The organism is Paenibacillus sp. FSL R7-0189 (assembly GCF_037969925.1).
GTDB classification, from domain to species: domain Bacteria; phylum Bacillota; class Bacilli; order Paenibacillales; family Paenibacillaceae; genus Paenibacillus_AQ; species Paenibacillus_AQ odorifer.
Window position 1 is genome coordinate 1,114,468 of the sequence record NZ_CP150223.1, and the last position, 16,174, is coordinate 1,130,641.

At 45.1% G+C, this 16,174-nt stretch carries 12 protein-coding genes; 4 read left to right on the plus strand and 8 right to left on the minus strand.

The window, feature by feature from the left end; translation table 11 throughout:
* Positions 1-292 precede the first annotated feature (292 nt).
* Entirely contained in the window at positions 293-7,156 is a 6,864-nt protein-coding gene (locus tag MKY63_RS04800) for an S-layer homology domain-containing protein (protein ID WP_339811755.1), read from the minus strand.
* A 203-nt stretch (positions 7,157-7,359) separates the two neighbouring features.
* Here MKY63_RS04800 and MKY63_RS04805 point away from each other — a divergent pair, with 203 nt between their 5' ends.
* A complete protein-coding gene (locus tag MKY63_RS04805; RefSeq protein WP_339811757.1) occupies positions 7,360-7,998 on the plus strand; it encodes a pentapeptide repeat-containing protein in 639 nt (212 codons plus the stop codon).
* Here MKY63_RS04805 and MKY63_RS04810 read toward each other — a convergent pair.
* Positions 7,988-8,449 (minus strand): SprT family protein, encoded by a 462-nt coding sequence (locus MKY63_RS04810; protein WP_080742673.1) that lies wholly within the window; start codon positions 8,447-8,449, stop codon positions 7,988-7,990. The two genes, MKY63_RS04805 and MKY63_RS04810, sit on opposite strands and share 11 nt — an antisense overlap.
* 120 nt (positions 8,450-8,569) lie before the next feature.
* On the opposite strand from MKY63_RS04810, the gene MKY63_RS04815 reads away from it, so the two are divergent.
* The 3 genes from MKY63_RS04815 to MKY63_RS04825 all read left to right on the plus strand — a co-directional run bounded on the left by MKY63_RS04815 (position 8,570) and on the right by MKY63_RS04825 (position 9,710).
* Positions 8,570-8,932, plus strand: coding sequence for a hydrolase/acyltransferase (locus MKY63_RS04815; protein WP_339811759.1), 363 nt, complete (start codon positions 8,570-8,572; stop codon positions 8,930-8,932).
* 64 nt (positions 8,933-8,996) lie between these two features.
* Entirely contained in the window at positions 8,997-9,128 is a 132-nt protein-coding gene (gene cmpA / locus MKY63_RS04820; protein ID WP_094903512.1) for a cortex morphogenetic protein CmpA, read from the plus strand.
* Positions 9,129-9,224: 96 nt separating this feature from the next.
* Positions 9,225-9,710: a hypothetical protein gene (locus MKY63_RS04825; protein ID WP_339811762.1), complete on the plus strand. Its 486-nt coding sequence runs from the start codon at positions 9,225-9,227 to the stop codon at positions 9,708-9,710.
* Between the two features lie 26 nt (positions 9,711-9,736).
* On the opposite strand, the gene MKY63_RS04830 is transcribed toward MKY63_RS04825, so the two are convergent.
* The 6 genes from MKY63_RS04830 to MKY63_RS04855 all read right to left on the minus strand — a co-directional run bounded on the left by MKY63_RS04830 (position 9,737) and on the right by MKY63_RS04855 (position 15,920).
* The gene (locus MKY63_RS04830) at positions 9,737-9,931 is read right to left on the minus strand and encodes a hypothetical protein (RefSeq protein ID WP_036686806.1); all 195 of its coding nucleotides are present in this window, start codon (positions 9,929-9,931) and stop codon (positions 9,737-9,739) included.
* A 122-nt stretch (positions 9,932-10,053) separates the two neighbouring features.
* Positions 10,054-10,944, minus strand: coding sequence for a carbohydrate ABC transporter permease (locus MKY63_RS04835; RefSeq protein ID WP_036686804.1), 891 nt, complete (start codon positions 10,942-10,944; stop codon positions 10,054-10,056).
* Positions 10,945-10,957: 13 nt separating this feature from the next.
* The gene (locus MKY63_RS04840) at positions 10,958-11,839 is read right to left on the minus strand and encodes a sugar ABC transporter permease (RefSeq protein ID WP_036686803.1); all 882 of its coding nucleotides are present in this window, start codon (positions 11,837-11,839) and stop codon (positions 10,958-10,960) included.
* Positions 11,840-11,940: 101 nt separating this feature from the next.
* Positions 11,941-13,263, minus strand: a complete 1,323-nt coding sequence (locus tag MKY63_RS04845; RefSeq protein WP_076100035.1) for an extracellular solute-binding protein — start codon at positions 13,261-13,263, stop codon at positions 11,941-11,943.
* A 111-nt stretch (positions 13,264-13,374) separates the two neighbouring features.
* On the minus strand, positions 13,375-14,163 hold the full coding sequence (locus tag MKY63_RS04850) for a response regulator (RefSeq protein WP_339811766.1): 789 nt from the start codon (positions 14,161-14,163) through the stop codon (positions 13,375-13,377).
* Entirely contained in the window at positions 14,160-15,920 is a 1,761-nt protein-coding gene (locus MKY63_RS04855; protein WP_038569068.1) for a sensor histidine kinase, read from the minus strand. The genes MKY63_RS04850 and MKY63_RS04855 overlap by 4 nt, the downstream gene beginning before the upstream one ends.
* Positions 15,921-16,174 lie beyond the last annotated feature (254 nt).

The following is a 16,174-nucleotide window of genomic DNA, read 5'->3' on the forward strand; positions in this document are numbered from 1 at the left end:
GCCTCTTTCGAACTAATAGCGTCACTTGAGTCCGAAACCCTGCCCAAAAGGCTAAAAACTTGCCAATAGCGTCATTGGGGTCCGTAAGCCTCAGCCAATGATAGCTCGGCGATGTTGGTGTTGGTGCAAGTGAATGGGTTACTCAAAGTCAATGAGCTTTTGCTTGCCCATAAGCTTTTATAGCAGGCCAGCCAACGTTAAAAACGCAGAGCAGCGATTCTCCAATAACCGGAGGAGATCGCTGCTCTGCTGTCTTTTTACTTATGCCATATTGTAGCTTCTACCACGGTAGCTAATTCAATAATTTAGCTGCTCTAAGCAGCCGGACAAGAATTACAGCGGCTTCTGTACGGCTAGTATCACTGCTAGGTGCAAAGCTGCCTGATGATTGACCTTTCATAATACCTTTTGCAGCCAGGTCAGACACTGCTTCTTTAGCCCATGAGGAAATAGTTGAAGCGTCTGTGAAAACATCTGCAGCAACGTTTGCTCCATATCCTTCAGCTTCTAGGTTCAGCAGCTTCATTGCTCTGGCTGCCATAACAGCCATTTGCTCCCGTGTAATAGGGGCGTTCGGACGGAAGGTTCCATCCTCATAGCCTTGAACCAGTCCTAAGGCTGCAGCAGCTCTGGCATCCGCTGCATACCAAGATAAATCGGACACATCATTGAAGGTCTTCGTCGTGTTCGCAGCTACAAGACCTAACGATCGAATCAACATAGCTGCGAACTCGGCACGACTGACAGATTTCTGAGGTGCAAAGGTATCTGTGGATTGTCCGGTCAAGATCAGTCGGCTAGCAAGTCCCTCAATCTCATTTTTCGCCCAATGTGTAGCAATATCCCCAAAAGTCACAGGGTGCAGCGCAGCGAAAAATACACCGCTCGCAATACTGCTCTTAACAGTAACCTTGGTCATCCCATTAACTAGCTCAAACAATGCAGGTACATAACGGAAGGAACCCGTCTGTTCATCGTAAATAAAGACTACACCTGTCTTCGCATCCAGCGCCTCCTTAAGCATAAATGTACGATCTACATAAGTGGTGCCGAACCCACTTGCTGCTACAGAGGTTTTGCCATCCGTTACCTTTAGAGTGACAATAGCCGGTGTTCCTTGCACAGTAAAGCCTTGCTGCTTAGCCTTGGCAAGCAGTTGTTCTAATCCTTTTCCGCTTAGCGAATTTAAATTAAACTCCAGTGTGCCTGCCGGCATTTGTGCGGATTTGAGCACACTCTCCACAAGCTCTAACGGGAAGCGGTAGCTCATACCTCCACTTTCAATAACAAGCACAGCTTTGGGGCTAAGTGCCGCCGCCTTACGTAAAGCATCTGCACTAAACCGGGCTGTGCCGTCTCCATTAGCTGAAATCTCGATAACAGCCTGCCCTGCAGTCGCCTTAGCTTTTAGCTGCGCATCATGATTAGCTGCTGGTGTAGGTGCTGGTGTAGCGGTCGGTGTGCCGGTTTGAACAGGGTTCACTGACCCTGTAGGGTCTGTTGGACCAGGAGTACTTGTTGGTTCTGGAGTATTCGTTGGACTAGGAGTACTCGTCGGACTAGGAGTACTTGTTGGATCCACAGGATCGATCGGGTCTACAGGATCTGTCCCACCAGGTGATAGCACCTCAATTGTATATACCCTCTTATCGTTGCCCACAGTTACCGTGAAATCTGTGATTCCCGCTTTAATTCCATTAAGACTGTCGTTGGTAAATGTAGCAATCTCACTGCTCATAATATTTAGAGTAGCTTGTGCGGTAATATCTCTGCCTTCTTTATCTAGCACCTTAAGCGTAGCTGACTTACCCTGCTCTAATACCACAGGACCGCTCTGTCCATCTGCTAGTTTGATAGAGAACGGTTTAATGGCTGTGGCTATTCCTTGATTTTGTTCTTTAATGCTTAGGTCAGGAGAGGCATTGGTCAGAAGATTCATCCGTTCGCCACGAATAATCATGTTGTCGACCAGCAGACTCCCTTTCAGATTTTTCGTAACTTCTATACCGCTTGTACCTGCGCCATCTAATACATTATTCGTCAGCACTACTCCATCAATGGAAGTGAGAGTATCTCCTTCTAGATCACCTTGAGCAATCAACCCCGAATAAGTGCTGTCCAGTGCCGTATTGTTGCGAATGAGTACTCTTCCTTTCAGATCACTCTCACCAGCATAAAGCCATAACGCACCCAGATTCACGCCGTAACCGGAATCATAACTGCCAGTTCTAAGCAAGGTATTTCGCTCCACAATCGTTGTTCCTTGGAAGGGCTCGGCGGTGAAACGGGTGGACACTGCAATCCCGGCTCCATTAGTCACAGTGTCTTTTACCACGTTGTCCTGGACTTTGTTATCTTTCCCCCCAAAGACTACAATGTTATCCGCTAACCAAGGCAAGGATACCGTATTAAAACGTGCCGTGTTATTATAGCTCGGTGTACGTTCCGTACCATTCATATCCGTCAACTTGCCGTCTGTAAACGACCACATTGCAATTCCATCATCCCCTGGATAGCGGATGTCACTTTGTTCCATCATGCTGTTGCCAGTCCCTACGGCAAAGTTAATCCCGTCTGCCATAAGATTGCGGATCCGCAGACCTGCCATGTACAGACCATTCGTACGCGCCTTTTCACCCATCGGCTGAGTTAACCACAAGCCTGCTTTGGTATGTTCTATCCAAACGTTCTGTATAATCGAACCTTGGCCAAAAGCACCATGGAAAGCGTTGGTGATCGCTTCATCATCCCGTTCGTTAATGCCGCCTTCAATCATCAGATCGTAAACACCAACCTTACCGCCGTGACCATAAAACTTAGCTCCATTCAGAACCGTATACCACATGCCGGCACCACGTATTTCAGCGGTATCCAGATCCAGCAGACCCTCACCGACATTAAAGGTACCCGCCGGGAACCACACTCCTTTACCTGTCGCATTCGCTTCGGCAAGAGCTGCCTTGAAGGCTGCGGTATCATCTCCCTCATCATTTGCTGCCGCTCCAAAATCCGTTACGGAAATAAATTCGTCCGGGCGAGCCAACTCAGGGGCAACCTGCTCCATATCCACCAGGTCAATGACGTAAGAAGCTGCCTTATCTCCTGTTCCCTTCTCTAAGCGAATAGTTGCTCCGGCAGGAGTATCGCCGATCAGAGCATGGATTTCGTCAAAGAAGCGGTGTCCACTGCCTTGGCGAGGATCATTTGACCATGGGTAGCTGCCATATTCCCAAGCATATTTGGATGTCAGCTTAAGCTGCTTCTTAACTCCATCCACATATAGAGTCAGGGTTTCTTCCGCACCAGCCCCATCTGGACTATCAGGAATGGAATATCGAAGAACAATGGAGTTAGCCGACTTCGCAAGCTTGAACTCTAGATAATCTCCCGTATTCTTCAAGGCCACCGCTTGTCGTCCAGAAGCCTCGGAAGCCATGCTGAGATATTTCCGCGACGAGCCAATCAGCGTTCCGTTTGTTGCCGCATCCTCAGCTTCATAGCTGATATATGGAACCGTTGCTCCACGGTATGTTTTGTTAACGCTGTTTTTTACGGTCAGGCTATCAAGGGTTACTTTACTCCAATCCACGTTGTCACTACTTAGAGAAACCGTGTTGATGCCTGCACGAAGCTGCAGTATTACCTGTGCATTCTTCCAAGAGGCAGACTTACCAAGACTAACCTTGCCCCCTTCGTTTAAACCATTCACCTCTAGCGCCAGATCCGTTGCAGCAGCAGCGGTATTTTTGTATCGAATAACAGCGTCATATTCCCCGGCCTGCTGGGCGTTGACTGCAAACCGTATAACACGATCCCCTTTGAATGCTTCTCCTCCTGCATAAATTGCATCAGTAGGGATAGGTAAGAAGCTCCAGAGCTCACTATCAGTTCCATTTGCAGCAGAACCAAGCTGAACAGCCGATGCGCTGTGAGTAAGAAGACCTGTTCCATTCGCATTTAGCAGAAGAGTATAACCTAACTTTTCTTCCAGCTTCCATTGGGATCTTTCTGTATCTCCAGCAGCTAACAAGACCACTTGGCCCGATTCATTGAGCGAAAGATAATGTTGTGTCTGAACATTCATAATCCGTTTGCGTCCGTTTATCTCCTGAACCAGCCACTGGGATTGAGCCGCCATATCGGAGGCATCTGCATATAGGACAGCCCCCTCTTTTTCGGCCAATACTTTACCAGCCATGCCTTTCGGTACAATGGTTATGATGTTGGTATCATTTTGAACTGGAGTTGTTGTATTGTTATTGCGCAGTTCTCCAGATGGAGTAGTAAATTCCTGTGTAGCCGCCTCAAGTGTCCATAGTGCCGTACCCTCACTCTCTAGCAAAAGCGCACGTTCAGCATATCCTGTCTTATTGGCAATGTTTATTAATTCATCGTCGTATTCTCCAAAGAGACTACGAATGGTGTAATGTGTATAATCGGAAGCCAAGCTTACTTCCCAGGCAGAGGCTCCGTCTACAGCAGGTTCTGTACTACTGCTCTCCAAATATGAATAATCACCATTCAGCGTTAAAAAATGACCTGTTGCCCGGTTGGTGATCGTCTGTTTACCCTCCTGCACAGTTACATTCCAGTGCGAAAATCCATTGTCTGCTGACGGCTGTCCGTACAGAACAACCCCATGCTCATTTTCGTATAAATACTCCCCACTGCTTGCATTCTTGAATCTTACAGGGTAATCAGGCAGTGGCGGAGCAATCGCATCAACCGCTTCAGCAGTAAAATGCGCACTGCTTTTTTCCGCTGTATCTGCAGCTTTACTGATTCGGAGAATTGGGTTGCCGTTATCATCCGACGCACCATAGATATAGTGACCAGCCCATGAGCTCATAATGGTAGTCACACCGGACGCCTGCATATCAACCTTCCACTTAATGCTGGCCCATACATCGTACACTGTTTGCAAAGTTTGAACGCTAACTTTAGGATCAATCTCATCTACACCCCCACCTATATGCTCAAGGGAGAGATAACGTCCAGTGCCTTTATTTTTTATCTTCACCGATCCATTGCTGCCGGCTATTTCTTGCAACTGCCAGACAAAGGAATCGTCATTCAAATCAAGTGGACCATAAGTAGCCTGGCCTACTGTTACATCCTCGTTGGCAGCTGCTAGAGGTGCAAGATTTTGGTTAGAGTGAGCAGAGTCCTGGTCAGCATAGACAGCTTCAGTAACCGTCTTGGATTCTGGCAATTCCTCTAGTGCAGCTGGAGAAGTCAGCAAAGGACCGTCCTTAAGATATTGATCCTCTCCATTTACAGCATCTAGCTGAAAACGGAACAAGTCTTGTTTTTTCTCGGTAACCGGTACAAATCTCCACTGCGGACTGCCCCAACCTGGATTGATCACTCCGTACTCAGCATATTTAGTGAGGTTCTGAAGTGAAATATACTTCTCTGGGATTTTATTAGGTTCCTTGTCTAGAACGCTACTGATTACGTAGGTGTTGTTCCCAACATTTTTGCCTGTCCAGATGTATTCTCGTTCCACATGATTTCTGTCTGGAAGCTCTGTGACCTGAAGGTGGCCATTTGGCATGTTCATCGTGTTCATGTAATGGCCCGTTTTCTTGTTTTTGAACAGCTTGCGGCCGTTATATTTCTCCACGAGCCATTGATCGGAGCCGTCCTTTTGCATATTTCCATATTTTAAAAGACCATCAACACTCTCATACCAATAAAATGACTTCCAGCCATTCTGAATCCGGTAATATGGCATTGTGCCGTCAGTCGGTGTGTTAGGATCTAAAAGCTGCCACTGAGCGCTCAAAGAAGTCGCATCCCCAATCGCACCAGCCTGTTCTCCACCCAATGTAGACAAATAAATGCCTGTGCTTTCGAGATTCTGAAGCGTCTGGTAATCATCATAATCATCGGAATCATTAAAAATCCATTGATCCGACGGCTGACTTCCGCTAATCTGCAAGGCCTTGGCAGTACCTTCACTATAAGAAACATAATGATCGGTTGCCGCATTACGGATACGCTTATTGCCGTCATAATCCTCTATATACCATAGATAGTCAGAGGTGTTGGCGGCATCTGGCGCAATAATTCCATGCTTAAGCTCGCCGTTTACGGATTCATATAAAAAATCTGTAGCCACTTGTGCATCCGTATAAGTTGCCAGTCGTACAGGCTGTAATTCGGAAATTGGCACGATTCTCCACTGTGCACTTGGATTAGAGGCTGAACCCGGCCAGCTGTTAGATCGCACATTATTGTCATCGCTGAATTGCGGATTTAGCCATAATGGACTACCCTCTTCAGTTAAACCACTGTTACGAAGGGTAATGAAGCCCGTTCCATCAGGGCCTGGTGCATGCTCTTGGGTCCACTCACTTAGCTTCACGTGATCCATATCGACTTCCTGCGAAAAAACCCCAGCCCAGGTCACTTCATTTTGCTTAATATAATGGCCTGTCGCACGGTTGCGAATCATTACTGTTCCGTCATCCGTCCCTGATTCAAGATACCACTGTGCTGCTTCATTGCTGACAGGCTGTTTACCGTAAAGAACGTTCCCTTCACTTTCATACATTACCTGACCGGGGCGGAGACGGCTCTCTAGCCGTACAGGTGCTGCATTTGGATCTATAAAAGCCCACTGCGGACTCTCAAACGTAACATTGATATCCGAGCTTACTTGCGCATAACCAAGCTGATTCTCCTCGTGGATAACCAACTTCCCCTCTGGCACAGTCGCACTTCGGATGATCATGTATCCATTGCGATTGGAAGTATCGATCAGCCACTGATCCGCAACACTTCCTGAACCTTGGCGTTCTGCCGCCTTAAGTGAATCCTCTTTGCCGTTGTTACCATCCATTGTAATGTAATGGCCTGTCTTCACATTCTTGATTCGTGACAGCCCATTCACCGTCTCAACCGTCCAATGCGCTGAAGTATCGGCTGGATTGGTCATGCCATAACGCACGATTCCTGCGGATGTCTCATATAAAAAGTTGTTTTTCCACTTATTCTTGATGAGTACCGTACCTGATGGAATTTGCTCAGCGCCTGTTCCTCCAACCCCTTCTGCTCCTACGGAACCTTTACCGGTTCCCATTACAGGCAAGCTTGAAAAAATCAGCAGCAGCGCGAGCAGACCCGCCATTGCGGACCTGATTCGTTTCATACATGTGCCCCCTCTAATTAATATGGACTTCCTTTTCATATTAGTTTGGGAACGCTTACAAAACGATGTGCGATTTTATCCAGAAAAAGGTGTATTTGTACGGATATCCAATCCCTACAACCTTCATGAAGATTGACAAATCGGTTTAACGCGATGATAGTTAGTTTTAGCTACCCGCAAAGAGTAAACAAACGGAGGTACATATGAATTTCAAAATTGATTCGCCAAAAATAGCAGATCCAGACTCTCTTCTTCCTGAGCAAATATATTCGCTGCAAACCAAGGACGAATTCAGCTGTTGCAGCATCAGCGATACGGTTATTGATAATCAAGAGGCTAATAAGGTCAGCTTTGATCGCGTGATTTTTAAAAATGTAACGATTACGGAGTGCTCCCTAACTGGGATCGAGCTTATGGACGTGATTTTTGATCGCTGTGATCTATCTAATGTGGATTTTACGAATGGCATTATTCATCGAACTGAATTTAGAAACTGCAAGCTTATTGGCACAGACTTTACAAGAGGCAGATTCCAAAATGTTCGTGTAGTAGATTGTATCGGGGATTTTGCTACGTTTCGATTCGCTAATCTGAAGCAGGTTGCTTTTGAGAGCAGTTCATTAATGAGTTCCGACTACTATCAGTCAAGTTTCCAAAAAATCAGCTTCAGCGAGTGTAATATTGATCAAGCCACATTGTCAGGATCAAAGCTTAATGGGATCGATCTTAGTGACTGCGAGTTCAGTGGCTTGATCGTGGATATCAAAGATTTAGAAGGATGCATCATTTCGCCTCAGCAAGCTGTTTCTTTTGTCGGATTATTAGGTTTGGTTATAAAATAAATAACTTCAACTTGCCCGAACATTTACCGCAGCGATAACGCTTAGGGTCTACTTTTCGCTTACGCGGATACTCCATGGCACAGGCACTGCATACAAGCTTATATCGATAGGGCAGCGACTTCCGAGCTTTTGCACCCGGCAGTGTCTGACAGTAGCGGCTTCCGCCGACTTGCGCCAGCAGGCTTTTGAAATCAGCGTCACGATGCATATACCCTCGCTTAGCCAAATGCAAATGATAATGGCAGAGCTCATGCTTGATAATCCGCTCCGTCTCTTCTCTGCCAAACATGGCAAGCTGATGGGGATTAATCTCTATATTATGGCTTTTGGTGAAATATCGGCCGCCCGTTGAGGACAACCGGCTGTTAAAGCTCGCCTTGTGTCTAAACGGCACGCCAAAGCTGTCCCGTGATACCTGCTCAATCCACAGCTGCAGCTCTTCGTTGCTCATAGTTTCCATAGCGTTCTATCACAAGTCCTTTCCACGGGAAATAAGATCTCTACTTGAATTGTAACTTGTGCATAGGCTAAACTGTCAAGAAGGAAGACAAGTACGGAGGGAGAATGAACAATGCCGAAAATGCGGTATGTAATTTTGCAGCAAAATCAAGAATTACAATTCGTGGAAATGCCTGAGGAATATGCGTATCAACTAAGTGCGCTCAATTTACGCCTGAACAAAGAAATCGACAAGCTGACAGCCGATAATGTTCCGGATCTGCCCTTAGCCATCGCCGAGTGTGATTCGCTGGATCTGTTACGCGAGGACTACTCCCTGGATTCCGGTCTGGATTATATCAATAGATTGGAACAGGCCTTCGCCTCTGTTCAAGAGCAGAAGAACTACCCACTGATCTCCCTGCTTACTGAGATACGAGCGCTACAGGCTCAATTGGAGCAGTGGTACGAAGAGGAAGCAGAAAGCCTACTGTAATCCGCACCTTTAGGCTTATTTCTCCATATTCTAACTTACGTAAGTTGTTAGAGGAGGGATTCGCTTGCCACAGTGGCTCTGCCATCAGCTAATGAAAGCTTATTACAAAAAAGACCGCCGTCAGATCAAGCTGCTGAATGAGTGCTGGTTCTTTTATCGTAATTCTGCGGAATCGAGTAATGAGATGAAGTTATAGCCTCGGATGATTAAGATCTAGGACATCTTTAAAGCAGCGGATATCGTCTTTTAAGAAGACGGTATCCGTTTTTGTTAAGAAAGGGGACTTATAATCATGATCAGTAGAACAAGACATATACAGCTGTCTCCGGAAAGTGGGACTGAGGAAGAGGACAATTATAATCTCTATGTCATAGTCACATTCCCTGACCGCTCCCGCTGGGCATCGGATTTCTACACCTTCAAGAACATCGAAGCGATCCGACAAGACTACATCCAAAGTGGTGCTTGTCTAAATGGGGCCTACTGGAGTGCACCTAATTATCTAACTGTCGTGGATCATATTGATCGCAAGCGAATTGAAGAAGTCGTCGATTTATATATTTCAGAAGGTACATTCGAATACGCCTTTGAATACATAGGACAGGTCACGGAGCGGGATCTGAAGATTATCGATTATCCGAAAGGCTTTTTCAACCCTTTAGAGAAGCTTGAGGACAGGTACGTTATGCGGCAGTTCGCTGCAATTGAGTTTATGCTGGAGAATGCTGCACCAGAAACTATAGCAGTAATAAAAAAGATCATCGTAGAGAAACAATAAAACTCCGCCTTAAGAATCAATTCTTATTAAAACTTAGGAAATACATATTTAACCAAAAAGAACAGAAAACCAAAAAATATAATAATGTAAGCAGCATATTTAATAAAGGTAGATGCGACAACGCTGGAATCCGATTTCCGTTGTACCTCCCTATGCTCCACTTCAACACTTCTATCCTTATAGCCCGGTTCCATCAGCAATCTCTCCTTTCGAATGTTCATCTTTGATAGCCTCCATTAACCCGGGGCTTTCAGGATTGAATCAAAATTCTAGATTGGATTAAAAAAAAAGACCGGAATTCTCTTCAGCTTTTCGAGCTGAGAAATTCAGGTCTTCTTTCTACTTACCCTTTAACCGAACCCGCCGCAATTCCCTCAACGATACGGTTACTGAGGAACAGGAATGTAATCAGGATAGGCAAAATACTGATCATAAGCGTTGCCCCGATCGCACCCCAATCCGTCGTATATTGACCAATGAAGTTTTGCACCCCCACGGTCAGCGTCTTGTAAGAATCAGAACTAATAAATGTGTTTACAAAAATAAATTCGTTCCAGTTATAGATCATATTAATAATGGCTGTAGTCGCGATCACCGAGCTTGTCATAGGAAGTATAATTCTAAAAAACATTCTGTTCACGGAACAACCATCAATTACTGCAGCCTCTTCCACTTCGCGTGGCAGTGCGTAATAGAAACCCAGCAAAATCATAATCGTTATCGGCATGTTAAAAGCGACATAAGACAAAATAAGTGACAAAGGGTGATCCGTTAAGCCAATCTTATTGAATATACTAAATAACGGAATAAGCGTGGAGTGAACAGGAATCATCATCGCTACCATAAACAATCCCAGTACGAAAGAGCTTCCCTTCCATTTCATCCTGGTAACTGCATACGTAACCAAGCTCCCGAAGATAACCGTTAACACCGTAGCCACGATGGTAATCCATACGCTGTTGAAGAAATACACGTTGATGTTCCCTACATTCCAGACCTTCGCGTAATTCTCCCAGTGAGGATTCATCGGCAACGATAGAGCAGGAAGGTTGAACACTTCCTGATTATTTTTTAATGAGAAAAACAGCAGCCATACAAGCGGAAACAATTGCAGAGCAGCAACGGCAATCAACACGATATATAGCAATGAGTAGCCGAATTTACGTGTGATCTCCGCACCTGCGCCGCCTGTCTTTGGCCCGATTTCTAGCCTTCCTGCAGTTCCAGACATCATGAAGCGCCCCTCCTTATGAGTATTGGATCGAATCTTTCGTAGCAGTTAATTTGCGAATGACCCAAGTAATGACGAGACAGATGACGAGCAGGAAGAATCCAATTGCACTCCCGTAGCCAAAATCATAAGCCCGAAAAGCCTGATGATACATATAAGACGCCATCACTTCACTAGAGCCATTAGGACCTCCATCCGTCATAACAAAGATTAAGTCAAAATACTTCAGAGAACCTACAACGGCTAGAACAATCGTAACTTTGATGACTTCCATTGCGAGTGGAAGCTTAATTTTCCAAGCGATTTGTAAGGCAGAGGCTCCGTCAATCTTTGCTGCCTCTTCCAGAGAGGTCGGGATATTCTTGAGTGCTGCGTAATAGATCAGAATATAGAAACCAGCATATTGCCACAGAATGGGAATAAATAAAGCAAACAAAACTAATGTAGGCTCTGCAAGCCATGCAGGAGGATTAGCAAAACCAATGGAAACTAATAAGCTGTTCACAATTCCGTTCGTCGGATGATAAATTCTTAGCCAAAGCTGCGCAATCGCAACGGACGATAACAGCATCGGAATCAGATATATTTTGCGAAACAAGTTAGCTCCCTTGATCCGGGCGGCTAATACCATAGCAATTGCCAAATAAATAATGAGACTTAGGGTAGAAAACAACGCTAACTGCAGAGAATGCCAAGCACTATTCCAGAAGGTTTGGTCTGTTAGCAAAGCTTTATAGTTATCAAATCCGATAAAAGTCAGAGCGCCTATACCATTCCATTTATTCAGTCCGTAATAACCCGTTAGAACAATCGGAATATATACAATAGCCAGAATGAGAAGCAAGGCGGGAAATACGTATAACGCGATTATTTTTTTGTTAGACATCACTTTATCCAAAGTGTCCGACTCCTTTCCTTCATAAACCGTTTGAGGAAAGGCTTATCCGGCATCATGCTGCCGGATAAGCTAATTGTCCCCTTCACCTAGTTGTCGAAGCTTTAGTTGCCTTTGGAGATGGCTGCGTCATGCTCCTCGGAATACTTCTCCGGCGTTACCGCTTTGCCAAAAAGAGCCTGGATCATATTCAGATGCGTTTCTGCTGCATTGGCACGCATTTGAACATCTGCGAATAAAGTGATGCTGCTAGCTTTGTTCATTTCGTTAAACAAATCGATGTATAGCTGTGGTAGGTCCAGTGTGGCGGTGTCCACCTTCGTAGCTGGAATAACGCCTGCTCCAGTTACGGATTGCTCTCCCCATTTGGACACGAAATACTCGACGAATAATTTTGCTTCTTCTTTTACCTCAGAGTTCTCAGCAACAAATAATCCTACACCTGGTCCACCTACCCAGCTGTTAATGTCTCCCTTCCCGCCTTCCACTGTCGGGAATTTGAAGAAACCAACGCTATTACGGAATTCCAGTGGAATTTCTTCATTCGTTGTGAAGTTTGGCAGATCCCATGATCCCATCATGTACATTGCTGCCTTGCCATTTACGAACTCTGATTTTGCCTCTTCATTTGATAAACCGTTGAAACCCTTAACAAATGCATTGCTGTCAACAAGTGATTGAACCTCAGAAGCCGCCTTTACTAATCCTTCATCCATAAATGAGCCTGATCCACTGATCGCACCTGCAAGTGCCTGTTGGCCTGCGATCCGATCAGCCAGATACATATACCAAAGCGATCCTGTCCAGCGATCCTTATTGCCGAGAGCAATCGGTGCAATGCCCCCTTCAGATAGTGTTTTTACAACTTGCTTAAACTGATCGTAGGTTTGTGGGACCTCAAGATTATATTTTTCAAAAATAGCTTTATTGTAGTAGATAGGTGCGATGTTAAACTCAAGTGGAAGCGCATACGTTTTATCGTTAATAGCATAAGCTTCTGTAGTTCCTGCGACGAACTTGTCTTTTAATTCACCATTCAACAAGTCATCTACAGGAGCGAAGAGATTTCCTTCAACGTAAGGCTGCAAAAAGCCAGCGGCCCAAGTTACCCCAACGTCTGGCAATTCGTTAGAAGCAGACAATACCTTCAGCTTATTTTTGTATTGCTCGTTGTCCAGAACCTCTTGCTTGATCACAACATTGGGATGCTCTGTTTGATATTCTTTAATAATTTGATTAACAATTTTATTTTGTCCGGCAGAAACACCTTCTGGCCATAAATGCATGAAGTTAACGGTGACTTTGTCGCTTCCCCCATTTGCACTACCTTTAGATTCACCTGCATTGTTATCTTTTTGACCACAACCAGCTGTGACAAGAACGAGGCACATCGTTAAGAACAATATTGTCCATTTTTTATTGCGCACGCTTACAACCCCTTTTCTATTGTTGTCTAGCGGCCTTGTAACCGCTTAACTAAATTGTAGCTTGGATCCCATGATGTCGTAAGGTCATAAGGATTGGGACTAATACCACTATTATTGGATTCTTTCCTCCGTGGTCATGACGTTCTGCCGGTATTGCCCTGGACTAACATTTTCGAGTGCACGAAATACCTTCACAAAATATTTGGCCGTCTGATAGCCTACTTGTTCCGCGATTTCAGCAATGGACAGCCGTGTGCTCACCAGTAGTTCTTTGGCTCGTTGTACTCTCCTTCTCGTTACATATTCACTGTAAGTCAGTCCCGTCTGCTCTTTGAAAAGGACGCTGAAATAGCTGGCATTCATGTGTAATTGATCCGCTATATCACGCATGGATATCGATTCGTGAAGATGTTCGTCTAAGTATTGGAGTGCCTCACGCACTTGAGTGCTATACACTTTCTCCTGCTGTACCGTTTCCATAAGCTTGGGATCGATCAGCTTCTCCATTCGTTCGATTCGATAAATATCCTCCTTGCGTTTCAATGCCAGTTCCACTGCTCGGACCAGCTTCGTTTTGTCGAGTGGCTTCAGTAAATATTCAACCACACCAAACTGCAAGGCTTTCTGTGCATAGTCAAATTCAGGATGGCCGGAGATCACAATAACCACTGGAGGATGAGGCATTTCGTTCAGCTTTTCAACTAATTCTAGCCCTCCAATCTCAGGCATGCGCACATCGGTAATAAGCAGATTAACTTCGTTATTTTGCAGCCATGCCAGTGCTTCAACACCGCTTGCTGCGGTTTCGATGCGATATTGACCGGATGACCAGGCTTCTAATGTTTTACGAACCCCTTCTCTTGTTCTAGGTTCATCATCTACGATGAGTATAGTTTTCACGTGTTTTTCCCCTCTCCAGGTTCATTCGGTATTTCAAAAGAAATGCTAGTTCCATAACCTTCTTCACTTCGTATTTCAAGCCCGTCCGTATTGTCTACGTAACTGAGTTTCAGTCTCCGCTCTATATTAGCAATACCAATCCCAGTCCCTTTGGAAGACCTCATGCTCCCCTTCTCCATGGTGTGATAGATAGACGATATCTTTGCTGCATCCATCCCTGGACCATCGTCAGTTACCGTAACCAATGTATATCCCGGACGACTTGAGGGTCTGACAATTAGCATGACTGTCCCCGGTCCAACCCTTTGCTCTACACCATGAAGAATCGCATTTTCGACAAGAGGCTGGATTAACAGCTTCGGTAGCGGGACACTTCGGCAAGCTTCATCTGACTCAATCCGCCAGGATAACCTGTCGAGCATACGCATCTCCATAATCTTCAAATATCTTTCGGCATGGTCGAGCTCATCGCCGATAGTCACCCATTCATCATCATCAGTTCGATTAATGACATAACGAAAAAGCCCCGACATATCAACCACAATTTGAGCTAATTCCTCCTCACCCTTTTCATCGAGGGCCCAATAGAATGCTTCTAATGTGTTAAATAAGAAATGCGGATTGATTTGAGCCTGAAGTGCCTTTAATTCTGTGCGACTCTGGACGATCTCCTTCTGATAGACGACTTCAATTAGTTCATTCAGAGAGTGAACCATCTGGTTATAAGTATTATTGAGTTCATTGATCTCCATGGTGGTAGAAGTGACTGAAATCGGTTTCAAGGTTCCAAATCGCGAACCGCGCATCACTTTTATCAAATTCAGTATAGGACGTGTAATCATCGTGGATAAAATAAAAGTAAAAATGAGAAACAATAAACTGCCAACAACACCGGATACGATGATCGCTGTACGAAGGACAGATATCCCCTCTGTCGTATAGTCAACTGGAGTGAGGATTACTAGCCTCCAACCTGTTGCCTTGGACTGCTTCTGAATCACAATGTAGTCTTCTCCGCCAACCTCAACCTTTTCTCCTCCATGATCCAGTATCTTATTCGCATTGACATTTACGGAAAAATCGGAAGAAATTTGCCGTCCCGCTTCATCAAATAATCTCATTAATTCACGCGTTTCCGCCTGTGAGCTGTCCACCTCATCCGTAAGCTGGAAGTAACTTTTCTCAATTTGAACCATAATATAGCCAGCTTTCGTGAATGAATGATCAATCAGTCTAATATTACGAATCGCGATGACGATATCCGAATTCCGCGGGTCAAGTCCAAACCATACGAGACGTCCTTTGCCCTCGTCTACCCGGCTGATCCATTCTTCTGATACTCGATTGTTCAGGCTGGCGTCATCAACAGAAAGTAATTTCTGATAATCACCTGCATACAGCTCAATGGAACGAATCCCTGTCGCATACGCCTCATATTTACGTACTTCCTGCTGGATGGTTTGACGTTCGGCGAAGCTGATCGGCTTTCCTTCGGCCTCTTGAGCGAGCAATCGCTGAATGGAGGCGTTGGTTGCCACTTGCGCCGTCAACGTGTTAATCTGCCGGATCAGTACATCCAATTTGCCCGTTGCCTGAACTGCAGTCTGTTCAATGTGCTTCTCCGCACTATTGCGTAATAGAACCGAAACTTGCCCGTACATAAAAAAACCAACCGTGGCGAGTACGATGACCATGACAAACATGAAACCCAGGAAAATTTGATTACGCAATGTGTTTAACTGTCCAAACCTCGTCAATCTTTACACTCCCTTCCGCCTGATAGACTTGATTCCTCATCAAAAAAGATGACCCTTGAATCTTCAGGAATCATCTACAGCTCTAGTTATTTGTTAATTCAGCCTTTGGATTATATGATATCAGTGATTAGTTTCTGAGCCCATATCCATATCGCGTTTTAATTTATCCAAATCAACCAAAAAAACAATATAGAATATATACTCGTGCCTCCCAGAGTTGCACAAAAAAAAGCCGTACCTCCGCTGACCCGGGT

Coding starts and splice junctions, on each gene's coding strand:
- MKY63_RS04800 (WP_339811755.1), bottom strand. CDS start 7,156: ATGAAACGAATCAGGTCCGCAATGGCGGGTCTGCTCGCGCTGCTGCTG.
- MKY63_RS04805 (WP_339811757.1), top strand. CDS start 7,360: ATGAATTTCAAAATTGATTCGCCAAAAATAGCAGATCCAGACTCTCTT.
- MKY63_RS04810 (WP_080742673.1), bottom strand. CDS start 8,449: ATGAGCAACGAAGAGCTGCAGCTGTGGATTGAGCAGGTATCACGGGAC.
- MKY63_RS04815 (WP_339811759.1), top strand. CDS start 8,570: ATGCCGAAAATGCGGTATGTAATTTTGCAGCAAAATCAAGAATTACAA.
- MKY63_RS04825 (WP_339811762.1), top strand. CDS start 9,225: ATGATCAGTAGAACAAGACATATACAGCTGTCTCCGGAAAGTGGGACT.
- MKY63_RS04830 (WP_036686806.1), bottom strand. CDS start 9,931: ATGAACATTCGAAAGGAGAGATTGCTGATGGAACCGGGCTATAAGGAT.
- MKY63_RS04835 (WP_036686804.1), bottom strand. CDS start 10,944: ATGATGTCTGGAACTGCAGGAAGGCTAGAAATCGGGCCAAAGACAGGC.